This window comes from Streptomyces sp. NPDC046303, assembly GCF_055588085.1.
On record NZ_JBVJFA010000002.1, the window covers coordinates 327,500 to 350,356 of the forward strand.

General features: G+C 73.1%; 16 protein-coding genes and 1 pseudogene. 10 read left to right on the top strand and 7 right to left on the bottom strand.

Going from position 1 to position 22,857, the window contains the following annotated elements; genetic code table 11:
- Positions 1-20 precede the first annotated feature (20 nt).
- The 5 genes from ACZ6I1_RS03250 to ACZ6I1_RS03270 all read left to right on the top strand — a co-directional run bounded on the left by ACZ6I1_RS03250 (position 21) and on the right by ACZ6I1_RS03270 (position 6,630).
- Positions 21-965, top strand: a complete 945-nt coding sequence (locus ACZ6I1_RS03250; protein WP_469282507.1) for an oxygenase MpaB family protein — start codon at positions 21-23, stop codon at positions 963-965.
- Positions 947-3,007 (top strand): serine/threonine-protein kinase, encoded by a 2,061-nt coding sequence (locus tag ACZ6I1_RS03255; protein WP_469282509.1) that lies wholly within the window; start codon positions 947-949, stop codon positions 3,005-3,007. The genes ACZ6I1_RS03250 and ACZ6I1_RS03255 overlap by 19 nt, the downstream gene beginning before the upstream one ends.
- Positions 3,004-4,599, top strand: coding sequence for a phytoene desaturase family protein (locus ACZ6I1_RS03260; protein WP_469282511.1), 1,596 nt, complete (start codon positions 3,004-3,006; stop codon positions 4,597-4,599). The genes ACZ6I1_RS03255 and ACZ6I1_RS03260 overlap by 4 nt, the downstream gene beginning before the upstream one ends.
- Positions 4,600-4,661: 62 nt before the next feature.
- Positions 4,662-5,258: a TetR/AcrR family transcriptional regulator gene (locus tag ACZ6I1_RS03265; protein ID WP_469282513.1), complete on the top strand. Its 597-nt coding sequence runs from the start codon at positions 4,662-4,664 to the stop codon at positions 5,256-5,258.
- Positions 5,259-5,487: 229 nt separating this feature from the next.
- Positions 5,488-6,630, top strand: a complete 1,143-nt coding sequence (locus tag ACZ6I1_RS03270; protein WP_469282515.1) for a mechanosensitive ion channel family protein — start codon at positions 5,488-5,490, stop codon at positions 6,628-6,630.
- A gap of 19 nt (positions 6,631-6,649) precedes the next feature.
- Here the strand turns inward: ACZ6I1_RS03270 and ACZ6I1_RS03275 are convergent, their stop codons facing one another.
- The gene (locus tag ACZ6I1_RS03275; RefSeq protein ID WP_469282517.1) at positions 6,650-8,509 is read right to left on the bottom strand and encodes a serine hydrolase domain-containing protein; all 1,860 of its coding nucleotides are present in this window, start codon (positions 8,507-8,509) and stop codon (positions 6,650-6,652) included.
- A gap of 316 nt (positions 8,510-8,825) precedes the next feature.
- Between ACZ6I1_RS03275 and ACZ6I1_RS03280 the strand changes: the two genes are divergently transcribed.
- From ACZ6I1_RS03280 to ACZ6I1_RS03290, 3 genes are all read left to right on the top strand, one after another.
- A complete protein-coding gene (locus ACZ6I1_RS03280; protein WP_469282519.1) occupies positions 8,826-9,941 on the top strand; it encodes an NAD(P)H-dependent flavin oxidoreductase in 1,116 nt (371 codons plus the stop codon).
- Between the two features lie 5 nt (positions 9,942-9,946).
- Complete coding sequence (locus ACZ6I1_RS03285; RefSeq protein ID WP_469282521.1) at positions 9,947-11,500, top strand: acyl-CoA synthetase; 1,554 nt, start codon at positions 9,947-9,949, stop codon at positions 11,498-11,500.
- A 138-nt stretch (positions 11,501-11,638) separates the two neighbouring features.
- Positions 11,639-12,751 carry a calcium:cation antiporter gene (locus ACZ6I1_RS03290; RefSeq protein ID WP_469282525.1) on the top strand — a complete coding sequence of 371 codons (1,113 nt, stop codon included), beginning with the start codon at positions 11,639-11,641 and terminating at the stop codon, positions 12,749-12,751.
- Between the two features lie 60 nt (positions 12,752-12,811).
- Here the strand turns inward: ACZ6I1_RS03290 and ACZ6I1_RS03295 are convergent, their stop codons facing one another.
- From ACZ6I1_RS03295 to paaK, 4 genes are all read right to left on the bottom strand, one after another.
- Positions 12,812-15,250, bottom strand: a complete 2,439-nt coding sequence (locus ACZ6I1_RS03295) for a penicillin acylase family protein (RefSeq protein WP_469282527.1) — start codon at positions 15,248-15,250, stop codon at positions 12,812-12,814.
- A gap of 184 nt (positions 15,251-15,434) precedes the next feature.
- The gene (locus tag ACZ6I1_RS03300) at positions 15,435-16,316 is read right to left on the bottom strand and encodes an oxidoreductase (RefSeq protein WP_469282529.1); all 882 of its coding nucleotides are present in this window, start codon (positions 16,314-16,316) and stop codon (positions 15,435-15,437) included.
- Between the two features lie 67 nt (positions 16,317-16,383).
- A complete protein-coding gene (locus ACZ6I1_RS03305) occupies positions 16,384-17,169 on the bottom strand; it encodes a YhjD/YihY/BrkB family envelope integrity protein (protein WP_469282625.1) in 786 nt (261 codons plus the stop codon).
- Positions 17,170-17,318: 149 nt separating this feature from the next.
- Positions 17,319-18,656 (bottom strand): phenylacetate--CoA ligase PaaK, encoded by a 1,338-nt coding sequence (paaK, locus tag ACZ6I1_RS03310; protein WP_469282531.1) that lies wholly within the window; start codon positions 18,654-18,656, stop codon positions 17,319-17,321.
- A 107-nt stretch (positions 18,657-18,763) separates the two neighbouring features.
- Between paaK and ACZ6I1_RS03315 the strand changes: the two genes are divergently transcribed.
- Positions 18,764-19,618 carry an alpha/beta fold hydrolase gene (locus ACZ6I1_RS03315; protein ID WP_469282533.1) on the top strand — a complete coding sequence of 285 codons (855 nt, stop codon included), beginning with the start codon at positions 18,764-18,766 and terminating at the stop codon, positions 19,616-19,618.
- A gap of 68 nt (positions 19,619-19,686) precedes the next feature.
- Here the strand turns inward: ACZ6I1_RS03315 and ACZ6I1_RS03320 are convergent.
- Both ACZ6I1_RS03320 and ACZ6I1_RS03325 read right to left on the bottom strand, forming a co-directional pair.
- Positions 19,687-20,004 (bottom strand): annotated as a pseudogene (locus ACZ6I1_RS03320) (NAD(P)-binding domain-containing protein); the annotation flags it as partial.
- A 45-nt stretch (positions 20,005-20,049) separates the two neighbouring features.
- Positions 20,050-21,693: an acyl-CoA synthetase gene (locus ACZ6I1_RS03325; RefSeq protein ID WP_469282535.1), complete on the bottom strand. Its 1,644-nt coding sequence runs from the start codon at positions 21,691-21,693 to the stop codon at positions 20,050-20,052.
- Positions 21,694-21,868: 175 nt separating this feature from the next.
- Between ACZ6I1_RS03325 and ACZ6I1_RS03330 the strand changes: the two genes are divergently transcribed.
- Positions 21,869-22,669 (top strand): crotonase/enoyl-CoA hydratase family protein, encoded by an 801-nt coding sequence (locus ACZ6I1_RS03330; RefSeq protein ID WP_469282537.1) that lies wholly within the window; start codon positions 21,869-21,871, stop codon positions 22,667-22,669.
- Positions 22,670-22,857: the final 188 nt, after the last annotated feature.

The following is a 22,857-nucleotide window of genomic DNA, read 5'->3' on the forward strand; positions in this document are numbered from 1 at the left end:
TGCGACAGGGAGGTACGGGGATGGAGAGGGGAAGCGGCGTGGCCGTCCCCGACCCGGGGCTGTACGGACCGGCCTCCGTCACCTGGCAGTGCCACGGCGACCCGATGATGTGGATCGCCGGCGTCCGCGCCCTCTACCTCCAGGCCCTGCACCCGCGCGCCGTCCGCGGGGTCATGGAGAACAGCGATTTCAGGCAGGACGCCTGGGGGCGGCTCATGCGCACCGCCGACTTCGTCGGCACGCTCACCTACGGCACCACCGAGGACGCCGAACGCGCCGGTGCCCGCGTCCGGGCGATCCACCGCAAGCTCTCCGCCACCGACCCGGCCACCGGCGAGCGCTTCCCCGTCGACGACCCCGCACTGCTGCTCTGGATCCACTGCGCCCAGATCGACAGCTTCCTGCACGTCCTGCGCCGCTCCGGCGTCCCCCTCACCCCCGCCCAGGCCGACCGCTACGTCGACGAGAACCGCGTCAACGCCCGCCTCGTCGGGCTCGACCCGGCCACCGTCCCCGCCGACACCGCACAGCTCGCCGCCTACTTCGAGGAGGTCCGCCCCGCACTCGCCGCAGGCGCCGACGCCCGCGCCGTGGACGACTTCCTGCGCGGCCCGCCCGTGCACCCGCTGCTCGTACCTGGCCGAAACCTGCTGTGGCGCCCGCTCGCCGCGCTCGCCTACGGATCGCTCCCCGGCTGGGCGCACCAGCTGTACGGGCGCCCCGCACCCGCCCCACGCACCATCACCCGCCGCATGCGCCTCACCGGACGCGTGCTGCGCAGCATTCCCGCAGGTCTGCGGTGGCAGCTGCCCCCAGGTCACATCTTGAAAGCGATGCGCCGCATGGGCCCCGGCAGTCGCCCCTCCCCGTACACACTGCGTACATCAGCGGCCATACTGGACCGGCCGGGGAGGGCGAGGCACGACAACGGGGGCGACTTCACGACATGGCGGAGTCCAGACTGATCCAGGGCCGTTACCGGTCGCTCGACCTGATCGGTCGCGGCGGCATGGGCGAGGTGTGGCGGGCCCGGGACGAATCTCTGGGCCGGCAGGTCGCCGTGAAATGCCTCAAGCCGATCGGGGCGGAGCAGGACGCCCACTTCACCCAGGTGCTGCGCGAGCGTTTCCGCCGCGAGGCGCGCGTCGCCGCGTCCCTCCAGCACCGGGGCGTCACCGTCGTCCACGACTTCGGCGACGACAGCGCCGCCGGCGGCCCCCTCTACCTCGTCATGGAACTCCTCGAAGGCCGCAACCTCAGCCAGCTCCTCGAGGACAACGACACCCGGCCGCTGCCGGTCGAGGTGGTCGTCGACATCGCCGAGCAGATGGCGGCGGCCCTCGGCTACACCCACGACCAGGGCGTCGTCCACCGCGACCTGAAGCCCGCCAACATCATGCGGCTCACCGACGGCACCGTGAAGATCTGCGACTTCGGCATCGCCCGCCTCGCCCACGACATCGGCTTCACCGCCAAGCTCACCGGCGGCGGCATGGCCATGGGCACCCCGCACTACATGTCGCCCGAGCAGATCGCGGGCGGCGAGGTCGACCACCGCAGCGACCTCTACTCCCTCGGCTGCGTCCTCTACGAGATCGCCACCGGCGCCCCGCCCTTCGACCTCGGCGACTCCTGGTCCGTGCTGGTCGGCCACCGCGACACCGCTCCCGTGCCGCTGCGCGAGCACCGGCCCGAACTGCCCGACTACTTCGAACGGGTGGTTCTGGACCTGCTGGCCAAGCGCCCCGAGGACCGGCCCGGCGACGCCCGCCACCTGCACCGGCGGCTCGTCGAGGCACGCCTCGGCCCGGGCGCGATGCCCGGCGCGCAGGCCCCCCTCCCGGCGTGGGCCCACGGGATGACCGCCGGGCGCAAGGCCGGGACCGACGCCCGCCCCGCCAGCGGCGAGTGGGCGGTGCTCACCGGCTCCTGGACGGCTCCGCGCCCCAGCGGCGCCCAGCGGATCGTCCGCCCGGAACCCGCCGAGGACCCCCGGCTCACCGCCCCCTACGGTGCTCCGCGGCTCCCCGAACCGCGCGGCACCGGCCCCGACGCCCTCGCCGCGGGCCACACCCGCGCCTTCGCCCTCAGCCGCGCCGGCCGCCCCGAGGAGGCCCTGGCCGTGTACGAAGCGGTGGCCGAGGGCCGCGCGCGGGTGCTCGGCCCGGACCACGCCGACACGCTGGCCGCCCGCCAGGAGACCGCGTACGAACTGGGCAGGCTCGGGCGCCACCCGGAGGCGTACGCGATCTACCGCGCGGTGCTCGCCGCCCGCGAGCGCACCGCGGGCCCGCTCCACCCCGACACCCTGCGCTGCCGCCACAACCTGGCCTGCGCCCTCGGCGCGCTCGGCCGCTTCGAGGAGGCCCACGCCACCGCCGCGGAGGTCGCCGCGGACCGGGCCGCCGTGCTCGGCGCCGAGCACGCGGACACCCTCCTCACCCGCTACGAGGTGGCGTACGCACTCGGCCGCCTGGAGCGCTGGCAGGAAGCCCTGGCCGCGTTCCGCGAGGTGGCCGCCGTACGGGAACGGGTGCTCGGCCGCGACCACCCCGACACCCTGGCCGCGCGCTACGAGGCCGGCATCGCGCTCGGCCGCACCGGGAACAGCGCCCAGGCCGTCGACCTGTTCCGGGCCCTGGTCCGCGACCGCACCCGCGCGTACGGGGCCGCCGACCCGGAGACCCTGCGCGCCCGGCACGTCCTCGGCGTCAACCTGGGGCGGCTGGACCGCTGGGAGGAGGCGGTGGCCGAGGCGCGCGAAGTCGCCGCCGCACGGGCCGGGGTGCTCGGCCCCGAGCATCCGGACACCCTGGTCAGCCGCCGCGAACTCGCCGCGGGACTGGGCCGGCTGGACCGCTGGGAGGAGGCGCTGCCCATCTACCGGGAGCTGGCCGGGATCCGCGAGCGGGCCCTGGGCGACGCACATCCCGACACCGCACTCGCCCACGCCGACGAGGCGTACTGTCTGGAGCGCCTCGGCCAGGTGTGCTACCAAGAGCCATGACGACCTTCGGGCGGGACGTATACGACGACGTGATCGTGGGCGGCGGACACAACGGCCTGGTGGCCGCCGCGTACCTGGCGCGGGCGGGCCGCGCGGTCCTCGTACTGGAACGGCTCGGCACCACCGGCGGGGCGGCCATCTCCCGCCGCCCCTTCGCCGGCGTCGACGCCCGCCTCTCGCGCTACTCCTACCTCGTCTCCCTGCTCCCCTCGAAGATCGTGCGCGACCTGGGCCTGCGCTTCACCGTCCGCCGCCGCACCGTCTCCTCGTACACGCCCGTGGAACGCGACGGCCGGCCCGGAGGACTCCTCGTCGGCGGCGACGAGCAGCGCACCCGGGCGTCCTTCGCGCGGCTGACCGGCTCGGAGCGGGAGTACGAGAGCTGGCGCGCGTTCTACGGCGCCACCGGGCACGTGGCCCGCACGGTGTTCCCGACCCTCACCGAACCGCTGCCCACCCGCGCGGAACTGCGCTCCCGGATCGACGACGAGACCGCCTGGCGGATGCTCTTCGAGGAGCCGCTCGGACAGGCGGTGGAACGTCACTTCGCCGACGACCTGGTGCGCGGAGTCGTCCTCACGGACGGGCTGATCGGGACCTTCGCCGACGCGCACGACCCTTCGCTCGCGCAGAACCGCTGCTTCCTCTACCACGTCATCGGCGGCGGGACCGGCGACTGGGACGTGCCGGTGGGCGGCATGGGCGCCCTGACGGACGCCCTCGCCGACGCCGCGCGGGCCGCGGGAGCGGAGATCGCCACCGGGCACGAGGTCCTGCGGATCGACACGGACGGCACCTCACCGGCGGAGGTGGTGTTCCGGACGGCGACGGGGGAGGGCCGGGTCGTCGCCCGCACGGTGCTGGTGAACGCCTCCCCGCGGGCGCTGGCCGAACTCCTCGGCGAGACACCGGCCGGGCCCGCGCCCGAGGGCGCCCAGCTCAAGGTCAACATGCTGCTGCGCCGGCTGCCCCGGCTGCGGGACACCTCCGTGGATCCGCGCGAGGCCTTCGGCGGCACCTTCCACATCGCGGAGGGGTACACCGAACTGGCCCGCGCCTACGCGGAGGCGGCGTCCGGCGAACTGCCCTCCGTACCGCCCTCGGAGATCTACTGCCACTCGCTGACGGACCCGACGATCCTCGGGCCCGAGCTGGTGGAACAGGGCTACCAGACGCTCACCCTCTTCGGCCTGCACACCCCGGCCCGGCTCTTCGAGAAGGACAACCAGCAGGCGCGCGAGGTGCTGCTCGCCGGCACCCTCGCCCAGCTCGACACCCACCTGGCGGAACCGCTCACCGACTGCCTCGCCTTCGACGGCGACGGCCGCCCGTGCATCGAGGCGAAGACCCCGCTGGACCTGGAACGCGAACTGCGCCTGCCCCGCGGGCACATCTTCCACCGGGACCTGTCCTGGCCCTACCGGGCCGCGGACGCCGGCACCGACACCGAAACCGACCCCGAGACCGTGGGACGGTGGGGCGTGGGGACCGCCCACCGCAACGTCCTGCTGTGCGGAGCGGGGGCCGTGCGCGGCGGCGGGATCAGCGGCGTCCCCGGGCACAACGCGGCGATGGCGGTACTGGGACACTGACCCGCCCGCCATCCGGCGCCGACGACGATCAACGCGTCACTCTACATCTGTAGAGTGACGTCATGTCCACCCCAGAATCCGGACCCGACCGCAGAACCCTCATCGCGGACACCGCGATCGGCCTCGTCGCCGCGGGCGGCCTGCGGGCCCTGACCCACCGCGCGGTCGACGGCGCGGCCCGGCTCCCGGCGGGCAGCACCTCGTACTACTTCCGCACGCGGACGGCACTGATCGGCGCCTGCTACCAGCGGCTGGCGGAACTGGACCTCGCCGACCTCGACGGGGGCGGGCCCCCGCAACCGCTGCCGGACCGCGCGGCGGCCGCGGCGGCGCTCGCCGGGCTGCTGTACCGCTGGCTGACGACGGGCCGCGAACGTCAGCTGGCCCGCTTCGAGCTCAGCCTCGAGGCGGCCCGCAACCCGGAGCTGGAGACGGAGTTCCACCGGGCGGGCCGGGCATCGCGGGCCCGGGCGGCCGCGGTCCTCGCCGCACTCGGCGCGGAGCGCCCCGACGAGGCGGCCGAGCTCCTGGTCGCCTGGGCCGACGGACTCCTCTACGACCGGCTGGCCGGGGCCTTCGCCCGCTCCCGCCCGGCGCCCGACCTGGCGGAACTGGCCTCCGTCACCCGCCGGATGATCGACGCGGTGCTCTCCGCCTAGGGGGTGTCCACGTCACCGGCCGGGGCCGCTCACGGGGTGGACCGGCCCCCTCGCGGCGGCCCGCGGCCTATGGGGCAGGATGGCAGCCCCCCTTCGCGTGCGTACACACGCCCGAACGGGCCCCCGCACAGCACGATCTGACAGGTGACCACGTGACGACACGACACATAGGCAGGGCCGCCGCGCCCTGCGCCGTTTCCCCGTCCCGCCGCGGTGCGGAGGGAATCCTTTGAGCCGGGACCTCGTCCTGCACGACTGGGTGGTGGCCGCCATCGCGATGGCGGCGGGTGTCGCGGCCGGACTGCTGCTGCGCGCCCTCCTGAAGTGGCTGGGCGTGCACGCCGGCCGGACGGCGTGGAGGGGGGACGACGCCATCGTCGACGCCCTGCGCACCCTCGCCCCCTGGGCGGCCGTCATCGGGGGCGCCGCCGCGGCGGCCTCGGCGCTGCCGCTCACCCCACGGGTCACCGGGCTCGTGAACCAGTCGCTGACCGCCCTGCTGATCCTCATCGCCACGGTCACGGCCGCCAGGATCGTCGCGGGGCTCGTGCAGTCGCTGGCGCAGGCCCGCACCGGGGTCGCCGGATCGGCCAGCATCTTCGTCAACATCACGCGTGTCGTGGTGCTGACGATGGGCGTCCTCGTCGCACTCGAGACCATGGGCGTGTCCATCGCACCGCTGCTCACCGCTCTCGGCGTGGGCGGACTCGCGGTCGCGCTGGCCCTGCAGGACACGCTCGCCAACCTCTTCGCGGGAGTGCACATCCTCGCCTCGAAGACGGTGCAGCCCGGTGACTACATCCGGCTCAGCAGCGGCGAAGAGGGTTACGTCGTGGACATCAACTGGCGCAACACCGTGGTGCGCAACCTGTCGAACAACCTGGTGATCATCCCCAACGGGCGCCTCGCACGGACGAACATGACCAACTTCACCCAGCCGGAACAGAAGTTGTCGATCCTCGTCCAGGTGGGTGTCGGCTACGACAGCGACCTGGAGCACGTCGAGCGGGTCACCCTCGACGTCGTCGACGGTGTGATGGCCGACGTCGCGGGAGGGGTCGCCGACCACGAGGCCGCCGTCCGCTTCCACACGTTCGCGGACTCCAGGATCGAGTTCACCGTGATCCTGGGCGTGGGCGAGTTCAGCGATCAGTACCGGATCAAGCACGAGTTCATCAAACGCCTGCACGAGCGGTACCGGGCGGAGTCGATCGCCATCCCCGCCCCCGCGCGGACGGTGTCTGTCCAGCCGTGGGGGGCACCGCTCCCGCACCAGCGCGATGCCCCTGCCGCTGCCGCTGCCGCTGCCCCTGCCCCCGCCCCTGTCCCTGTCCCTGCGTCCGTCCCTTCCCCGGTGCCGGTTCAGCGCTGAGTCCCCGTCACGGGCCGTCTCAGTCCGCCGATCGGGTCCAGCCGACGGGTTCGAGGCGGGCGGCATCGGCGGGGCGGTCCTCCGCGAAGAGGAGGCGGGCCGGTTCCGCGACGCGGATGAGGTCCACGTAGACGCCGCGGCCCACGTAGCGGCCGGTCGCGGAGTGGCGGAAGCGGAGGCGGACCTCGCGGCCTGCCCATGCGGCCGTCAGGGGCGCCTCGAGACGGTGCCAGATGCGACCGGACCAGCCGCTCGCGGAGCCGCCCGGCCAGGTCTCGGGGGTGCCGCCGGTGGAACGGAGGGTGGTGAAGGGGAGCGGCTGCCAGTGCTCCCCGTCGGGCGAGGCCTCCAGGTGGAGCGCTCCCTCGCCGGGCACCGTGTCCCACCACGCGGCGCAGCGCAGCCGGGCGGCCGCCGTGGCCGGGGTGAGCGGCGGCAGGGTGAGGGTGCCCGAGGCCCCGGGGGTGGTTCCGGAGAACCAGGCCGGGCCCCCGTGCCTCGTGCGGACCGGGACGGCGCGGGCGAAGCGGTTGCCGACGGCGACCCGCGGTGCGCTGCCGGCCCGCCAGGTGCGGACGGGGTGGACGGAGTTGCCGAGCAGGATCAGGAAGGAGTCGGTGGAGGGGTCGAGCACCAGGGAGGTGCCGGTGAATCCGGTGTGGCCCGCGGAGTGCGGGGTGGCCATGGCGCCCATGTACCAGTGCTGGTAGAGCTCGAAGCCCAGACCGTGGTCGTCGCCGGGGAACGAGGTGTTGTAGTCGGTGAAGAGCAGCTCGACGGAGGCGGGGCGCAGGATGCGCCGGCCCGCGTAGGAGCCGCCGTCGAGGAGGGTGCGGGCGAGGACGGCCAGGTCGAAGGCGGTGCCGAAGACCCCGGCGTGGCCCGCGACCCCGCCGAGCGCGTACGCGTTCTCGTCGTGGACCTCGCCCCACACCAGCCCGCGGTCCAGGCCGGACCAGGGCGGGCGCTGCACCTCGGTGGCGGCCGTGACCCGGCGCCAGGAGCGCGGCGGGTTGTACCGGGTGCGGTGCATCCCGAGCGGAGCGGTGATCTCGTCGTGGAGCAGGACGTCCAGGGTGCGACCGGTGATCTGTTCCAGGAGCAGCTGGAGGGTGATCAGGTTGAGGTCGGAATACCGGTACACGGTCCCCGGCGTCTCCTGCGGCTGCACCGACCACAGCAGCCTCAGCCGGCCCTCCTGCGTGGATTCCCGGTAGAAGGGTGCCCACGAGCGCAGCCCCGAGGTGTGCGTGAGCAGCTGGCGGACCGTGATCACCTCTTTGCCGCCCCCGGTGAAGAGCGGCAGGTAGCGGCAGACCGGAGCCTCCAGCTCCACCCGGCCGCGCTCCATCTGCTGCACGGCCAGGACGGCGGTGAACAGTTTCGTCAGCGAGGCCAGGTCGAAGACGGTGTCCTCGGCCATCGCGATCCGCTCGGCCGCCGGGAACTCCCGTGCGCGGTCGGTCCGCCCGTCGTAGTCCGCGTACCGGACGGCGTCGCCCATGGCGCGGTGCAGCGCGATGGTGCGGCCCCGGCCCGCGAGGACCACCGCCCCGGCGTAGTAGGGGTGTTCGGGGGAGGGGCCCAGGAACCGCCGTGCTTCGTCCGCCACCTCCTCCAGGTGCCGGTCCAGGAGCCCGGCCTGGCGTGCGGATCCGTACCGCAGCCGCAGGCCCTGGAGCGCGCGGCGTTCGGCCGGACCGCCGAAGCCGGCCGCTCCGGCGGGGCCGGCGGGGAGTGCGGCGTGGAGTACGAGCACCCCGCCGAGCGCGAGCAGCCGGGCACCCAGGCGGCGCCGGCTCAGGCCGTGCCCCTGCCCGGGCCCGCCTGCCTGCGCCCCTTCGCCTGTCGTCCCGTCAGCCCCCGTAGCTGCTGCCATGTCCGGCCCTCCTGTCCGCTGTCGTGGTCGGCCCGCGGCGCCGAGTCCGTCTGCCGCGGCGTCTCTTCCCCAGCCGCCGCCGGGGGTGCCCCCGACGCTCAGCCGGACGCCCCGGACCCCCGGGCCTCCGACACCGACGGGGTACCGCCGGAAGGTTCCCCCGGGGGATGCGCGCCGGACGCGCCGGACGCGCCGCACGTTAGTGGGTATCTGCCCTCCCGGTGGGCACCCTCCGCACCGACCGGCCGTTAAAGAATCTGACGCTGCATCAGAAAATCTCTTCCCTCGACCGGCGGGCTGCGGCATCCTGCCGCCCATGGAGACGGAGCTGAGCAAGAAACTGGGAGTCGAGCACGCCATCTTCGGCTTCACGCCCTTCCCGGCGGTCGCCGCCGCCATCACCAGGGCGGGCGGATTCGGCGTACTCGGCGCGGTCCGCTACACCGCGCCCGACGACCTCAAACGCGACCTCGACTGGATGCAGGCGCACACCGACGGCAAGCCCTACGGCCTCGACGTCGTCATGCCCGCCAAGAAGGCGGTCGACGGCGTCAGCGAAGCCGACATCGAGGCGATGATCCCGGCCGGCCACCGCGCCTTCGTCCGCGACACCCTCGCCAAGCACCACGTGCCCGAGCTCGCCGAGGGCGAGGCCTCCGGCTGGCGGATCACCGGCTGGATGGAGCAGGTCGCCCGCAACCAGCTCGACGTCGCCTTCGACTACCCCATCAAACTCCTGGCGAACGCCCTGGGTTCCCCGCCCGCCGATGTCATCGCGCGCGCCCACGACCGCGGCATCCTCGTCGCCGCCCTCGCCGGCAGCCCCACACACGCCCGCCGCCACGCCGAGGCCGGCATCGACATCGTCGTCGCGCAGGGATACGAGGCCGGCGGCCACACCGGGGACATCGCCACCATGGTCCTGGTCCCCGAGATCGTCGAGGCCGTCGCCCCCCTCCCGGTCCTCGCCGCGGGCGGCATCGGCAGCGGCGAGCAGATCGCCGCCGGGCTCGCCCTCGGCGCCCAGGGCGCCTGGCTCGGCTCCCTCTGGCTCACCACCACCGAGGCCGACCTCCACTCGCGCGCCCTCACCGAGAAGCTCCTCGCCGCCGGCTCCGGCGACACCGTCCGCTCCCGCGCCCTCACCGGCAAGCCCGCCCGCCAGCTGCGCACCGAGTGGACCGACGCCTGGGACGACCCGGAGGGCCCCGGCGCACTCCCCATGCCCCTGCAGGGGCTGCTCGTCGCCGAGGCCGTCTCCCGGATCCAGAAGTACGAGGTCCAGCCGCTGCTCGGCACGCCCGTCGGCCAGATCGTCGGCCGGATGAACGAAGAGCGCAGCGTCCAGGCCGTTTTCGACGACCTGACGAGGGGCTTCGAGCGCGCCGTCGACCGCATCAACCGCATCGCAGGCCGAGTCCGAGAGGCGTGATCAGCGTGACCGACCAGCCCCCGAACGGCTTTTGGGCCCAGGCCGCCGCCGACCCCGAGCGGACCGTCCTCGTCACCCCCGAAGGCGAGGAATGGACCGCCGGCCGGCTCCACGCCGACGTCAACCGCCTCGTCCACGGGCTGCGGGCCGCCGGCCTGGAGCAGGGCGACGTGTTCGCCGTCGTACTCCCCAACGGCGTCGAGTTCCTCACCGCCTACCTCGCCGCCTCCCAGGCCGGCTTCTACCTCGTCCCCGTCAACCACCACCTGGTCGGCCCCGAGATCGCCTGGATCGTCTCCGACTCGGGCGCCAAGGTCCTCATCGCCCACGAGCGCTTCGCCGGGGCCGCCACCGCCGCGGCCGACGAGGCGGCCCTGCCCGCGAGCCACCGCTACGCCGTCGGATCGGTCCCGGGCTTCCGCCCGTACGGGGAACTCCTGGACGGACGGCCCGCCACGCCACCCGAGGACCGCACCCTCGGCTGGGTCATGAACTACACCTCCGGCACCACCGGCCGCCCGCGCGGGATCCGCCGCCCGCTGCCCGGCAAGCTCCCGGAGGAGACGTACCTCGGCGGCTTCCTCGGCATCTTCGGCATCCGCCCCTTCGACGGCAACGTCCACCTGGTGTGCTCGCCGCTCTACCACACGGCCGTCCTGCAGTTCGCGGGCGCCGCCCTGCACATCGGGCACCCGCTGGTCCTGATGGACAAGTGGACCCCGCAGGAGATGCTGCGCCTGATCGACCGGCACGCGTGCACGCACACCCACATGGTCCCGACCCAGTTCCACCGGCTCCTCGCACTCCCGCAGGAGACCAAGGACGCGTACGACGTCTCCTCGATGCGGCACGCCATCCACGGTGCCGCCCCCTGCCCCGACCACGTCAAACGGGCGATGATCGACTGGTGGGGCCGGTGCGTGGAGGAGTACTACGCCGCGAGCGAGGGCGGCGGGGCCTTCGCGACCGCCGAGGACTGGCTGAAGAAGCCGGGAACCGTCGGGAAGGCCTGGCCGATCAGCGAGCTCGCCGTCTTCGACGACGACGGCAACCGGCTGCCCGCCGGCGAACTCGGCACCGTCTACATCAAGATGAACACCGGCGGCTTCAGTTACCACAAGGACGAGGGCAAGACGAAGAAGAACCGCATCGGCGACTTCTTCACCGTCGGCGACCTGGGGCTGCTGGACGAGGAGGGCTACCTGTTCCTCCGCGACCGCAAGATCGACATGATCATCTCGGGCGGGGTCAACATCTACCCGGCCGAGATCGAGTCGGCCCTGCTCACCCACCCGGCGGTCGCCGACGCCGCCGCCTTCGGCATCCCGCACGCCGACTGGGGCGAGGAGGTCAAGGCCGTCATCGAACCGGCGGAGGGCTTCGTGGCGGGCGACGCCCTGGCCACGGAGATCCTGCACCACTGCGAGCGGCAGCTCGCCGGCTACAAGCGCCCCAAGACGGTCGACTTCATCGAGACGATGCCGCGCGACCCGAACGGCAAGCTGTACAAGCGGCGGCTGCGCGACCCGTACTGGGAGGGCCGCGAGCGCGCGATGTGACGGCCGGCCCCAGAGGCTCCGGCCGGCCGGCGCCAAGGCCGCCGCCGCGCCCGGAGCCGTCGTGAGAAAGGCCACGTCAGAGCCCCGCATGCGCGCCGTGCGGCGCATCGAGGGGACAGTTCTGGCAAGTTGGCTGATATGAGTACGGCAACCCGCAGATCACCCCTGGCCGACTGGACCGTCCTGGTCCCCCTGGTGGCGCTCGTCGCGCTCGTCTTCGGCTGGGGGCGCGACCTGCCGGGATTCGCGGTGGCCCTGGTCGCCCTGTGCCTCGCCGGGGCGGTGCTGGCGGCCGTGCACCACGCCGAGGTCGTCGCGCACCGCGTCGGCGAACCCTTCGGCTCCCTCGTCCTCGCCGTCGCCGTCACCGTCATCGAAGTCGCGCTCATCGTCACCCTGATGGCCGATGGCGGCGACAAGACCTCCTCCCTCGCCCGGGACACGGTCTTCGCCGCCGTCATGATCACCTGCAACGGCATCGTGGGTCTGTCCCTGCTCGTCGGCGCCCTGCGCAACCGGGTCGCCGTCTTCAACGCCGAGGGCTCCGGGGCGGCGCTGGCCACCGTCGCGACCCTCGCCGTCCTCAGCCTCGTCCTGCCGACCTTCACCACCAGCAAGCCCGGCCCGGAGTTCTCCACCGCCCAGCTGACCTTCGCCGCGGTCGCCTCGCTCGCCCTCTACGGACTGTTCGTCGCCGTCCAGACGGTCCGGCACCGCGACTACTTCCTCCCCGTGGACACCGCGCCCCGCCCCGGCGGGCCGGACGCGCACGACGGGCATGCCGAGCCGCCCAGCGCCCGGGCCGCCCTGGTCAGCCTCGGCCTGCTGCTGGTCGCGCTCGTCGCCGTCGTCGGAAACGCCAAGGCCGTCTCCCCGACCATCGAGGCGGGCGTGGCCGACGCCGGCCTGCCGAACGCCGTCGTCGGTGTGATCATCGCCCTGCTCGTCCTGCTGCCCGAAACCCTGGCCGCCGTCCGCGCCGCCCGCCGCGACCGCGTCCAGACCAGCCTCAACCTGGCCTACGGCTCCGCCATCGCCAGCATCGGCCTGACCATCCCGGCCATCGCCCTCGCCTCGATCTGGCTCTCCGGCCCGCTGCTGCTCGGCCTCGGCCCGATCCACATGGTGCTCCTCGCCCTGACCGTCGTGGTCAGCGCCCTCACCATCGCCCCGGGCCGCGCCACCCTGCTGCAGGGCGGTGTCCACCTCGTCCTGCTGGCCGCGTACCTCTTCCTGGCCGTGAGCCCGTGAGCCGGTGAGCCCGTGAGCCGGTGGGCGGTGTGGGTCACGGCCAGGAAGGGCAGCCATCGGTCACCTGCGCTCGCGTGGCCACACCACCTTCAGCTTCGGCGAGATGAGGATGTCCCGCTCGCAGAATCTGGAGGTCACCCAGCGCTCCTGCGAGAACATCCGGGTCTGGTCGGCGTAGTACGGCGAGTTCGGGTTCGCCGACTGGCTGTACGTCAGCAGGGTGCGCGCCACCGGACAGCGGCCGCCGTCCCAGCCGACCGCCTGGACGTGACTGGGGCCGTGCAGGACCTCCGGATAGCCGCCAACCGCCGCGTTCCACGGCGCCTCGATCTTGTTCCAGACGCCGAGCGCCTCGGTGCCGCCGCCCACCGGCAGCTTCTCGCCACCGCGGACCACGAACTGGTGCTCGCCCAGCGGCGCGTCCAGTGCGATCCCCGCCGCGTTCAGCTCCGCCACCGCGTCGGCGAGCGCCCGGCCGATCCCCGGCGCCGCCTGGTTGAGCGTACGGGGCGTGCGGACCGGATCGGCGGCCGAGAACGGCACCAGCCACAGGTCCCTGGCCGGGGTCGCCGCCGTCAGCTTGCGCCAGAACCGGTCGAAGAGCAGTGCGCCGCGGCTGGAGGCGTCGGCTGTACGGTCCCAGGCCGCCAGCACCGGGCAGGCCGCCGACACGTCCACCACCGCTCCGTCGCCCGCCGTCGCCGTACCGCCCGGCAGCGCTGCGCAGGCCTTCGCCGCGTCGGCCGCCGCCAGGTCACCGGCCGGCACCCGGTTGGCGAACTGCTGCTTCTGCAGATCGGCCACCGTCAGCCCGCCCTTCGCCGCCATCCCCGCGACGTCCTCGACCGCACCCCGCGTGCGCAGCGAGCGCGGAGTCCCCGCAGTGCCCCAGATCCGCTCGTAGCCGGTCAGCGGCCGCTCCGCATGAGCCAGCCAGGCGCTGTCGTTGGAGTTCTCGGCGTACGGGGCGTCGCGCAGCGTCGGCGCCTTGCCCGGTCCGAAGACCCCCGGCTGTACGGCGTCCGGGTCCGAGCCGAGCGCGCAGTCGCCGCGCGCCCCGTCCAGGACCGCCAGCCCCGAGGCCGGGTACGTGGCCCTGCCCAGTGGTGTGGAGCAGCGGGCGGCGAGCTCGTCGGTGATCCGGGGGAGCACCTGGGACTGGGTGAACAGGGTGCCGCCCGCCGAGTCGGCGGCCACGGTGTTGACCCAGGGCAGGCCCTGGGTGCGCCGCAGGGCGTCCTGGATCCCGGCCACCGAGCGGGCCTTGCCGATGGCGAGGGCGGTGTCGGAGCCGCGCAGGTTCGCCGCGTTGGGGTCGTTCAGCGCGTACGCGGTGCCCGCCGTCCAGGGAAGCGGCAGGCTCGGGCCGAGCTGCGAGACGACCGGCCCGTAGCGGGTCCACCACTGGGTCCGGGTCACCGGATCGCCGCCCGCCACCTCGACGGTGACGGTCCGGCCGGTCATCTTCTCCGGGACGCCGTCGACCAGGTAGGCGGTCGGGTCGGCGGGATCGAGGGTGAGCTGGTGCAGGCTGACAGGTGTGCCGGTGGCCACCGTGTGGCTCCAGGCCACCTTCTCGTTGAAGCCGATGTTGACCACGGTGGTGCCGAGCAGTGAGCCGCCCGAGACGTTCAGTTCGCCCGGGATGGTCTGCTGCGACTGCCAGAAGCGGCGCCCGCCGTGCCAGGGGTAGTGCGGGTTGCCGAGCAGCAGGCCGCTGCCGTTCGCCGTGGTGGAACCGGCGAAGGCCACCGCGTTGGAGCCCATGTCATAGCGGCTGGTGTCGAAGAACTCCCGCGCCGCCTCGGCCGCGGCGGCCGGATCCGCCTCCAGGGGCGGCGTCGTACGGGCGCCCGGGCCGGCGGGCGCCGCGGCCGGCGGCCGGGCGGCCGTGATGCCGTCGATCCCGCGGCCCTGGCCGCCGAGGACGGAGACCGCGAACCCGCGGGCGGCCACGTCGGTGGCGGTGACGGGGCGGACCCAGGCCGCGCCCTTGCAGGCAGGGTCGGTGATCTTGTTCTGGGTGAGCCAGGCGTTGTATCCGGCGGCCCAGCCGCGCATCAGCTCCCGCAGGTCCCTGCCGGGGCCGGCCGGAGCGGGGGTGGCGAGCAGCTTCTCCACCGTGCCGGACTCCCGTACGCCCTTGAAGTACAGGTCGCTGGTGAGGTTCCGGGTGGCGGAGGACAGCGATCCGTCGGGTGCGGCGTCGGCGCCGAACCAGCGCGAGCGCTCACCGGCGACGGTCACGAACCCGTCTGCGAGCACGCACACCTGGTCGGCGGCTTGGGCCCAGCCGGTGCCGAACCCCAGGTGCGCGTAGTCGCGGGCGAGTATGTGCGGGATGCCGTTCTCCGTGTACCGGATGACGGCGGACAGACCCCCGCCGGACGGGACTGCGTCCCCGGTGGCCGCGGCGGCCTGGGGTATCGCGGCCGTCGTGGCGAGCAGCGCGGCGCCGGTGAGGGCGACGCGGCGGAATATCGGGCGGGTGCGGAGCAACAGACCTCCCAAGTAGCCTGCGGATGAGCGGGGTTGCCCGTGTTGCGGGCGGTGCTGTCCGTGCCCCCACACTCATGCAGGCTGTCTGATGGTCTGTCAACATCCCGTTTGGTATCCGAGCCGGCGGCGCAGATGCGGGAGGGGCCGGCCGGACCCTCCCGCACCTCCGTCCGTCTCCGCCCGTTTACGGCGCCGCAGGCGACGCGGCGTCGAAGTCCGTGGACCGGCTGACCGACTCCCAGGCCTGTGCCTCCGCGCGGGCGGCGTCCGCGTGGGCCGTGATGAAGTCGACGGCGTCGTTGCCCAGGGCCAGCCGCCGCGGCGTGACCTCCGCGTCCAGTGCGGACAGGATCGCGGCGGCCGCCTTGACCGGGTCGCCGGGCTGGTGGCCGTCGCTGGCCGGCAGCCCCTGCCGCATCGGCCCGACGATGTCCTCGTAGGCGGGCAGCGCCGGGGTCTGCCGCAGCGCGTTCCCGCCGGCGAACCCGGTACGGAAGGAGCCGGGCTCCACGATCAGGGTCTTGATGCCGAAGGCGGCCACCTCGGCGGCGAGCGCCTCGGTCAGGCCCTCGAGGGCGAACTTCGCCGCGCAGTACGCACCGACACCGGGGAAGGCCAGCCGCCCGCCCATGCTGCTCATCTGCACCACGGCGCCCGACTTGCGTGCCCGCATGTACGGCAGCGCGGCCCGGGTGAGCGCCGCCGGGCCGAAGAAGTGCAGCTCCATCAGTTCACGCAGCTCGGCGTCGGAGGTCTCCTCCACGGCGCCGACCAGACCCCGGCCGGCGTTGTTGACGAGGACGTCGATCCGGCCCCAGCGGCCCACGACCTCCGCGACGACCTCCTCCGCGCGCCCGATGTCCGTCACGTCCATGGCGAGCGGTAAGAGGCGATCGGGGTGCGCGGCCGCCAGTGCGGCGAGCGCGTCCGGGCGGCGGGCCCCCCCGACCACGGTGTCCCCGGCCGCGAGCGCGGCCTCGGTGAGCGTGCGGCCGAAGCCGGACGAGGCTCCGGTGATCAGCCAGACCCGGCCCTCGGCCGTGGTCTCCAGGTCCTGAACGGACATCATTCCCCCTGCGGGTGAAGGTGGTTGCCGGCAGTGCGTTCATCCTGGCACCCGCGGACCCGCCGGGTCAGCCCCCTCCCAGATCATGAGGGGTGTGCGGAGGGGGGTCCTCCGCGGGGAGGTATCCGCGGCGCTCGAGGCTGCGCAGCGTGAGGTGCTCGTGGACGAGGCGGCCGACGAGGGCGCCGCCGTAGACCACGAACCCGACACCGACGAGCCAGGACTGGACGACCAGCAGACTCCCGAACGGGCCGTAGGTCACGGCGTTGGAGGCGATCAGCGGAGAGAACACCAGCTGCGAGAACACGCGCAGCCCCAGCAGCCCGACACTGGTGGCCACCGCCCCCGGCACCAGGGCCCGCCAGCGGACCCGGCCCCCGAGCAGCAGCCGCTGCGAGGCGACGAAGAACACGCACGTGCCGAGCAGGTCGCCCGCGGTGCCCAGGACCGTGCCGACGGCGTCGTTCGACGGCGCCGGGATCTCGACGAGCAGCGCGAGGTAGCAGACCAGCAGGGCGAGCCAGACCACGTGCCGCCACATGGTGTGCCACCGGGCGGTGGGCACGTCCCACACCTTCTCGTAGCCGGTCTGCACGGCCGAGCCGAAGGTCAGGCCGAAGACGGCCAGGGCCGCCAGACCGAAGGCAGTGGTCCGCTCCAGCGCCAGGTCCGCCGTCCCGAACAGCGCCTCGACCCGGGCCCGCGAGTCCTCCGTCACCCCGAGGGCCTGGCCGAGCCAGCGGCCGAAGCCCGAGCCGCTGCCGGGTGCGGCGGCTGCGACGACCACCAGCAGCGGCACCAGCGTGAGGAACCCGAGGGCCGCGAAGCCCATCGCCCGGTGCATCAGCTCCATTTCCCGGCCGCGGCTCCAGGCCAGCCCCGCGAGGGAGCCCTGGAGCCGGTTGTAGAGCTTCCACAAGAACGAGGTCACGCCGTATGCACTACCCGGGCGGCTCCGACGGCTCTCGGGGGCCGCCCCGAATTGGGCCCGAAGGGGTGGTTTCAGCCGCCTTCACGTATGTCCCGGAGGTCCACCAGCCGTTTGATCTTGCCCACCGAACGCTCCAAGGTCTCCGGCTCGACCACCTCCACCCGGACGGACACCCCGATCCCCTCCTTGACCGCCCGGACCACGCTGGCGGCCGCGGCCTCCCGCCGACCGGCGTCCGCCTCCCGGCGCGCCTCCACCCGTACGGTCAGGGCGTCCATCCTGCCCTCCTTGGCCAGCCGCAGCTGAAAGTGCGGAGCCAGACCTTCCGTCCGCAACAGGACCTCCTCGATCTGGGTCGGATACAGGTTCACCCCGCGCAGGATGATCATGTCGTCGCTGCGCCCGGTGACCTTCTCCATGCGGCGGAACGCGGGCCGCGCCGTGCCGGGCAGCAGCCGCGTCAGATCCCGGGTGCGGTAGCGGATCACCGGCATGGCCTCTTTGGTGAGGGAGGTGAACACCAGCTCGCCGGGCTCGCCCTCCGGCAGCACCTCGCCGGTCAGTGGATCGACCACCTCCGGATAGAAGTGGTCCTCCCATATGTGGAGCCCGTCCTTGCCCGCCGCGAACTCCTGCGCCACACCCGGGCCCATCACCTCGGACAGGCCGTAGATGTCCACCGCGTCGATGCCCAGCCGGTCCTCGATCTCCCGGCGCATCTCCTCGGTCCACGGCTCCGCGCCGAAGATCCCCGTGCGGAGGGAGGTCGCGCGCGGATCCATGCCCTGACGCTCCATCTCGTCCAGCAGGGTGAGCATGTACGAGGGGGTCACCATGATGACCTCCGGCCGGAAGTCCTGGATCAGCCGGACCTGGCGGTCGGTCATCCCGCCCGAGGCGGGCACGACCGTACAGCCCAGGCGCTCGGCGCCGTAGTGGGCGCCGAGGCCGCCCGTGAACAGTCCGTAGCCGTAGGCGATGTGGACGATCTGGCCCGGTCTGGCGCCGGCGGCGCGCAGGGACCGGGCCACGACCTCCGCCCACGTGGACAGATCCCGGTCGGTGTACCCGACGACCGTGGGACGCCCGGTGGTACCGCTGGAGGCGTGGATCCGGCGGACCTCGGAGCGCGGTACGGCGAACATCCCGAAGGGGTACTGGTCGCGCAGGTCGCTCTTGGACGTGAAGGGGAAAAGGGCGAGGTCGGCGAGGGTGCGGCAGTCGTCGGGGTGGACGCCGGCCTTGTCGAAGGCCTGCCGGTAGAAGGGCACCCGCTCGTAGACGCGGTGCAGGGTCGCGCGCAGCCGCGTCAGCTGAAGGGCCGCCAGCTCGTCACCGCTGAGCCGCTCGCCTTCGTCCGCTCCGTCCGCGTCCTGGCCTTCGTCGTGGAGATCCGCGTATGCCGCCATTGCCGTCACCTCTTCGTGAGCACCCGACCGATCATTCGGTAGATTGCCAGTGCGTCGCGGGGTAAAGCAATGACTCGAACGAGTGATCGTCTGATGTGATGGCCCGCATGCCTACCTTCACCACCTACGACGGGACCGAACTCGCCTACCACGTCCGGGGAGAGGGCGAACCGCTCGTCTGCCTGCCGGGCGGCGCCATGCGCGCCTCGGAGTACCTGGGGGACCTGGGCGGGCTGACCGCCGGGCGCCGCCTCGTCCTCCTCGACCTCCGCGGTACGGGCGACTCCGCCATACCGGCGGACGAGTCGACGTACCGGGCCGACCACCAGGTCGCCGACGTCGAGGCGCTCCGCGTGCACCTGGGTCTGGAGGGCATGGACCTCCTCGCCCACTCCGCCGGCGGGAACCTCGCCCAGCTCTACGCGGCCGCCCATCCGGAGCGGATCCGCCGCATGGTCCTCGTCACGCCGACCGCCTGGGCGGTGGACCTCCCGGTCACCCCGGAGGACCGGTTGGAGGGCGCCCGGCTGCGGGCGGGCCGCGAGCCCTACGACACCGCCATCGAGGCTTACGCACGGATCCTGGCAGCCGCCGGTGACGGCTCCGATGCGGACTGGGACCTCGCCGCACCACTCTTCTACGGGCGTTGGGACGACACGGCCCGGGCGCATTGCGCGGCGAACGCGCGGCAGCAGAACGAGAAGGCGGCGAACGCCTTCGCGGGTGCCGGGGCGTTCGATCCGCCCGGCACGAGGGCCGGGCTCCGCCGGGTCGCGGGGAAGGTGCTGGTCCTGGCCGGGGAGCTGGACGGGAACCCCCGCCCGGCCCTCGCGGCCCGGCTTGCGGAGCTGTTCCCGCGGGGCGCGGTCGACGTCCAGCCCCGGGCCTGCCACTTCCCCTGGCTGGACGACCCCGCCTGGTTCACGAGCCGCGTGGAGCGGTTCCTCACCGCGGAGGCCTGACCGGCGGAGGTCTGACCGGCGCAGGCCGGGCTCGCACCCGGGCGGAGAGGCGGGTGACCACCTTGATGATGCTCCTGTCCGCGTGCGGTGGAGACGCCGCCGAGGTCCAGCTGGGACGACGGGGGCCGGCCGAGGTCGGTGAGCAGCCGGCCGGTGGTCCGTTCGGCTTCGGCGTCGTCGCCGGAGAGGAAGACCGTGCTCGGGCCGTCGAGGCCGTCCGCAGGCCGACCCCGACATCGATCAGCAGGGTGCCGGTCAGCGCCGGTGCCCCGAAGACCGAGGCCGGTGCGGTCGTTGGGTGTGCGTGATCCGAGGAGCACCTCGTGTCGTGCGGCGCTCCAGCCGTGGGCCAGTGCCCGAGCGACGTTTCCGGTGCCAGACGCTATCCGTGGCCGGAGCCCCTGAGTGTCGACAACGTCCGGCAGTTATACCTAGGCCTCCGGTCGCGCGCCGGTGTCTGCCTCCGTGGCCACGGACTTCGCCCAGCGGTAGTCCGCCTTGCCGCTGGGGGAACGTTGGATGCCGGGGGTGATGACCAGCTGGCGGGGGATCTTGTAGCCCGCAAGGCGGGTGCGGCAGTGGGTCTGGATCTCGTCCAGGGTCGGCTCCGGGGCGCCCGGGCGGATCTGGACCACCGCCGCCACGTGGTTGCCCCACGTCGGGTCCGGGACACCCGCGACCAGCGCGTCGTACACGTCCGGATGCGACTTCAGTGCCTGCTCGACCTCCTCCGGATAGACCTTCTCGCCGCCCGTGTTGATGCACTGCGAGCCGCGCCCGAGGACCGTGACGATGCCCTGCTCGTCCACCGTGGCCATGTCGCCGAGCAGCACCCACCGCTCCGCGCCCTTCTGGAAGAAGGTCTCGGCGGTTTTGGCCGGGTCGTTGTAGTAGCCGAGCGGGACGTGGCCGCGCTGCGCCAGGCGGCCCGGTACGCCCACCGGCACGGGCTCGTGCGTCACCGGGTCGACCACCTGCGTACGGTCGTTGACCTCGAGGCGGAAGCCCTTCTCCGGTCCGGAGTCGCTGGTGGCCCGCCCGTTGGAGCCGGACTCCGAGGAGCCGAAGTTGTTCAGGAGCAGCACGTTCGGTACGAGCCGCTGGAACTCGGCGCGCACCGTCTCCGACATGATCGCGCCGGAGGAGGAGACGCTGAAGAGGGATGACAGGTCGGTGCCCTTCAGGGGGCCGTTCAAGGCGTCGATCAGCGGCCGGAGCATGGCGTCGCCCACCAGCGACACGCTGGAGACCTTCTCCTTCTCGATGGTCCGCAGCACCTCCTCCGGCGCGTACTTGCGGTGGATGACCACCCGCTGGCCGTAGTTGAAGGCGATGAAGGAGGTGAGCGTGGACGTCCCGTGCATGAGGGGAGGGGCCGGGAAGAAGGTCAGGCCCGCGCCGCGCGCCGCGACCCGCTCGGCCAGTTCCTCGGGCCGCTTCACCGGTTCGCCCGACGGTTCGCCGCCGAAGAGTCCGGCGAAGAAGAGGTCCTCCGCCCGCCACATGACGCCCTTGGGCATACCGGTCGTGCCGCCGGTGTAGATGATGAACAGGTCGTCCGGGCTGCGGGGCGGGAAACCGCGGTCGGGCGAGCCGGCCGCCTCGGCGTCCGGGAACTCCACCGGCGCGATGGCGGGCTCCCGGGCCCCCTCCGGAGCGGTTCCCACCCGGATCAGGTGGCGGAGCTTCGTGGTCTGCGGCAGTGCGGCGGCGACCCGTTCGGTGAACTCGCCCTCGAAGACGAGCGCGGCGAGATCGGCGTCGTTGTAGAGGTAGACCAGCTCCTCCTCCACGTACCGGTAGTTCACGTTCACCGGAACCAGCCGGGCCTTCAGGCAGGCCAGTACGGTCTGCAGGTACTCGATCCCGTTGTAGAGGTGCAGGCCCAGGTGCTCGCCGGGCCGCAGCCCGCTGTCCAGCAGGTGGTGCGCGATCCGGTTCGCCGCCGAGTCCAGCTCCGCGTACGTGAGCCGGCGCTCGGCGCCCGTCCCGGGGTGGTCCACGTACACGAGGGCCTCGCGGTCCGGAACCACGTCCACGACCGACTCGAACAGGTCGGCAAGGTTGTACTCCACCGTTCCTCCTGACCCTGGAATGTCCATGGCTGGTCTGCTCCGGCGGTCATTAGAGCCGTGCCGACCGCAAGTGGGAAGGGAGTCGCCCAAGAAAACTGACTGAGTGTCAGAAAACTATTGAACTGCACCCCCGCCTACTGCAACCTGTTCTAGGTCTTGAGACGGGAGGACGGCAATGGGTGGGACGGAACACCTGACCGTGGAACGGCACGGCGCCACGCTGGTGCTCACCATGAACAGGCCCGAGGCGAAGAACGCGCTCTCGCTGCCGCTGCTGGTGGGGCTCTACGACGGGTGGCTGGAGGCGGACGCCGACGACACGATCCGCTCCGTCGTCCTGACCGGCGCGGGCGGTGACTTCTGCGCGGGCATGGACCTCAAGGCCCTGGCCGGCAAGGGCATGGCGGGCGACCAGTACCGGGACCGGCTCAAGGCCGACCCGGACCTGCACTGGAAGGCCATGCTCCGCCACCACCGGCCGCGCAAACCGGTCATCGCCGCCGTGGAGGGGTACTGCGTGGCCGGCGGGACCGAGATCCTCCAGGGCACGGACATCCGGGTCGCGGGTGCGGGGGCCACCTTCGGGCTGTTCGAGGTCAAAAGGGGGCTCTTCCCGATCGGCGGCTCGACGGTGCGGCTGCCGCGGCAGATTCCGCGGACGCACGCGCTGGAGATGCTGCTGACCGGACGGCCGTACTCGGCGGAGGAGGCGGCGCGGATCGGGCTGGTGGGGAGCGTGGTGCCGGAAGGGGCGGCGCTCGAGGCCGCGCTGGAGATCGCAGGGCGGATCAACGAGTGCGGGCCGCTCGCCGTGGAGGCCGTGAAGGCCTCGGTCTACGAGACCGCAGGGCTGACGGAGTCGGAGGGGCTGGCGTCCGAACTGCTGCGGGGGTGGCCGATCTTCGACACCGCCGATGCGAAGGAGGGGGCGCGGGCCTTTGCGGAGAAGCGGCCTGCGGTGTATCGGCGGGAGTAGCCTCCCGGGCCCCTGACCGGCGTCGCGGCTGGGGGGAGGTGCGGTGCGGCGCCGCTGCCGGGGCTCCGCCCCGGGCCCCGCGCCTCAAACGCCGGCGGGGCTGGATGGTGGCCCCCCGCGCCTCAAACGCCGGCGGGGCTGGATTGTGGCCCCCCCGCACCTCACACGCTGGCGGGGCTGGATTGTGG

Excerpts from the sequence above, each read along its gene's own strand:
- ACZ6I1_RS03250 (WP_469282507.1), top strand. The coding sequence starts at position 21 with ATGGAGAGGGGAAGCGGCGTGGCCGTCCCCGACCCGGGGCTGTACGGA.
- ACZ6I1_RS03255 (WP_469282509.1), top strand. The coding sequence starts at position 947 with ATGGCGGAGTCCAGACTGATCCAGGGCCGTTACCGGTCGCTCGACCTG.
- ACZ6I1_RS03260 (WP_469282511.1), top strand. The coding sequence starts at position 3,004 with ATGACGACCTTCGGGCGGGACGTATACGACGACGTGATCGTGGGCGGC.
- ACZ6I1_RS03265 (WP_469282513.1), top strand. The coding sequence starts at position 4,662 with ATGTCCACCCCAGAATCCGGACCCGACCGCAGAACCCTCATCGCGGAC.
- ACZ6I1_RS03275 (WP_469282517.1), bottom strand. The coding sequence starts at position 8,509 with ATGGCAGCAGCTACGGGGGCTGACGGGACGACAGGCGAAGGGGCGCAG.
- ACZ6I1_RS03280 (WP_469282519.1), top strand. The coding sequence starts at position 8,826 with ATGGAGACGGAGCTGAGCAAGAAACTGGGAGTCGAGCACGCCATCTTC.
- ACZ6I1_RS03290 (WP_469282525.1), top strand. The coding sequence starts at position 11,639 with ATGAGTACGGCAACCCGCAGATCACCCCTGGCCGACTGGACCGTCCTG.
- ACZ6I1_RS03300 (WP_469282529.1), bottom strand. The coding sequence starts at position 16,316 with ATGTCCGTTCAGGACCTGGAGACCACGGCCGAGGGCCGGGTCTGGCTG.
- ACZ6I1_RS03305 (WP_469282625.1), bottom strand. The coding sequence starts at position 17,169 with ATGGAGCTGATGCACCGGGCGATGGGCTTCGCGGCCCTCGGGTTCCTC.
- paaK (WP_469282531.1), bottom strand. The coding sequence starts at position 18,656 with ATGGCGGCATACGCGGATCTCCACGACGAAGGCCAGGACGCGGACGGA.
- ACZ6I1_RS03315 (WP_469282533.1), top strand. The coding sequence starts at position 18,764 with ATGCCTACCTTCACCACCTACGACGGGACCGAACTCGCCTACCACGTC.
- ACZ6I1_RS03330 (WP_469282537.1), top strand. The coding sequence starts at position 21,869 with ATGGGTGGGACGGAACACCTGACCGTGGAACGGCACGGCGCCACGCTG.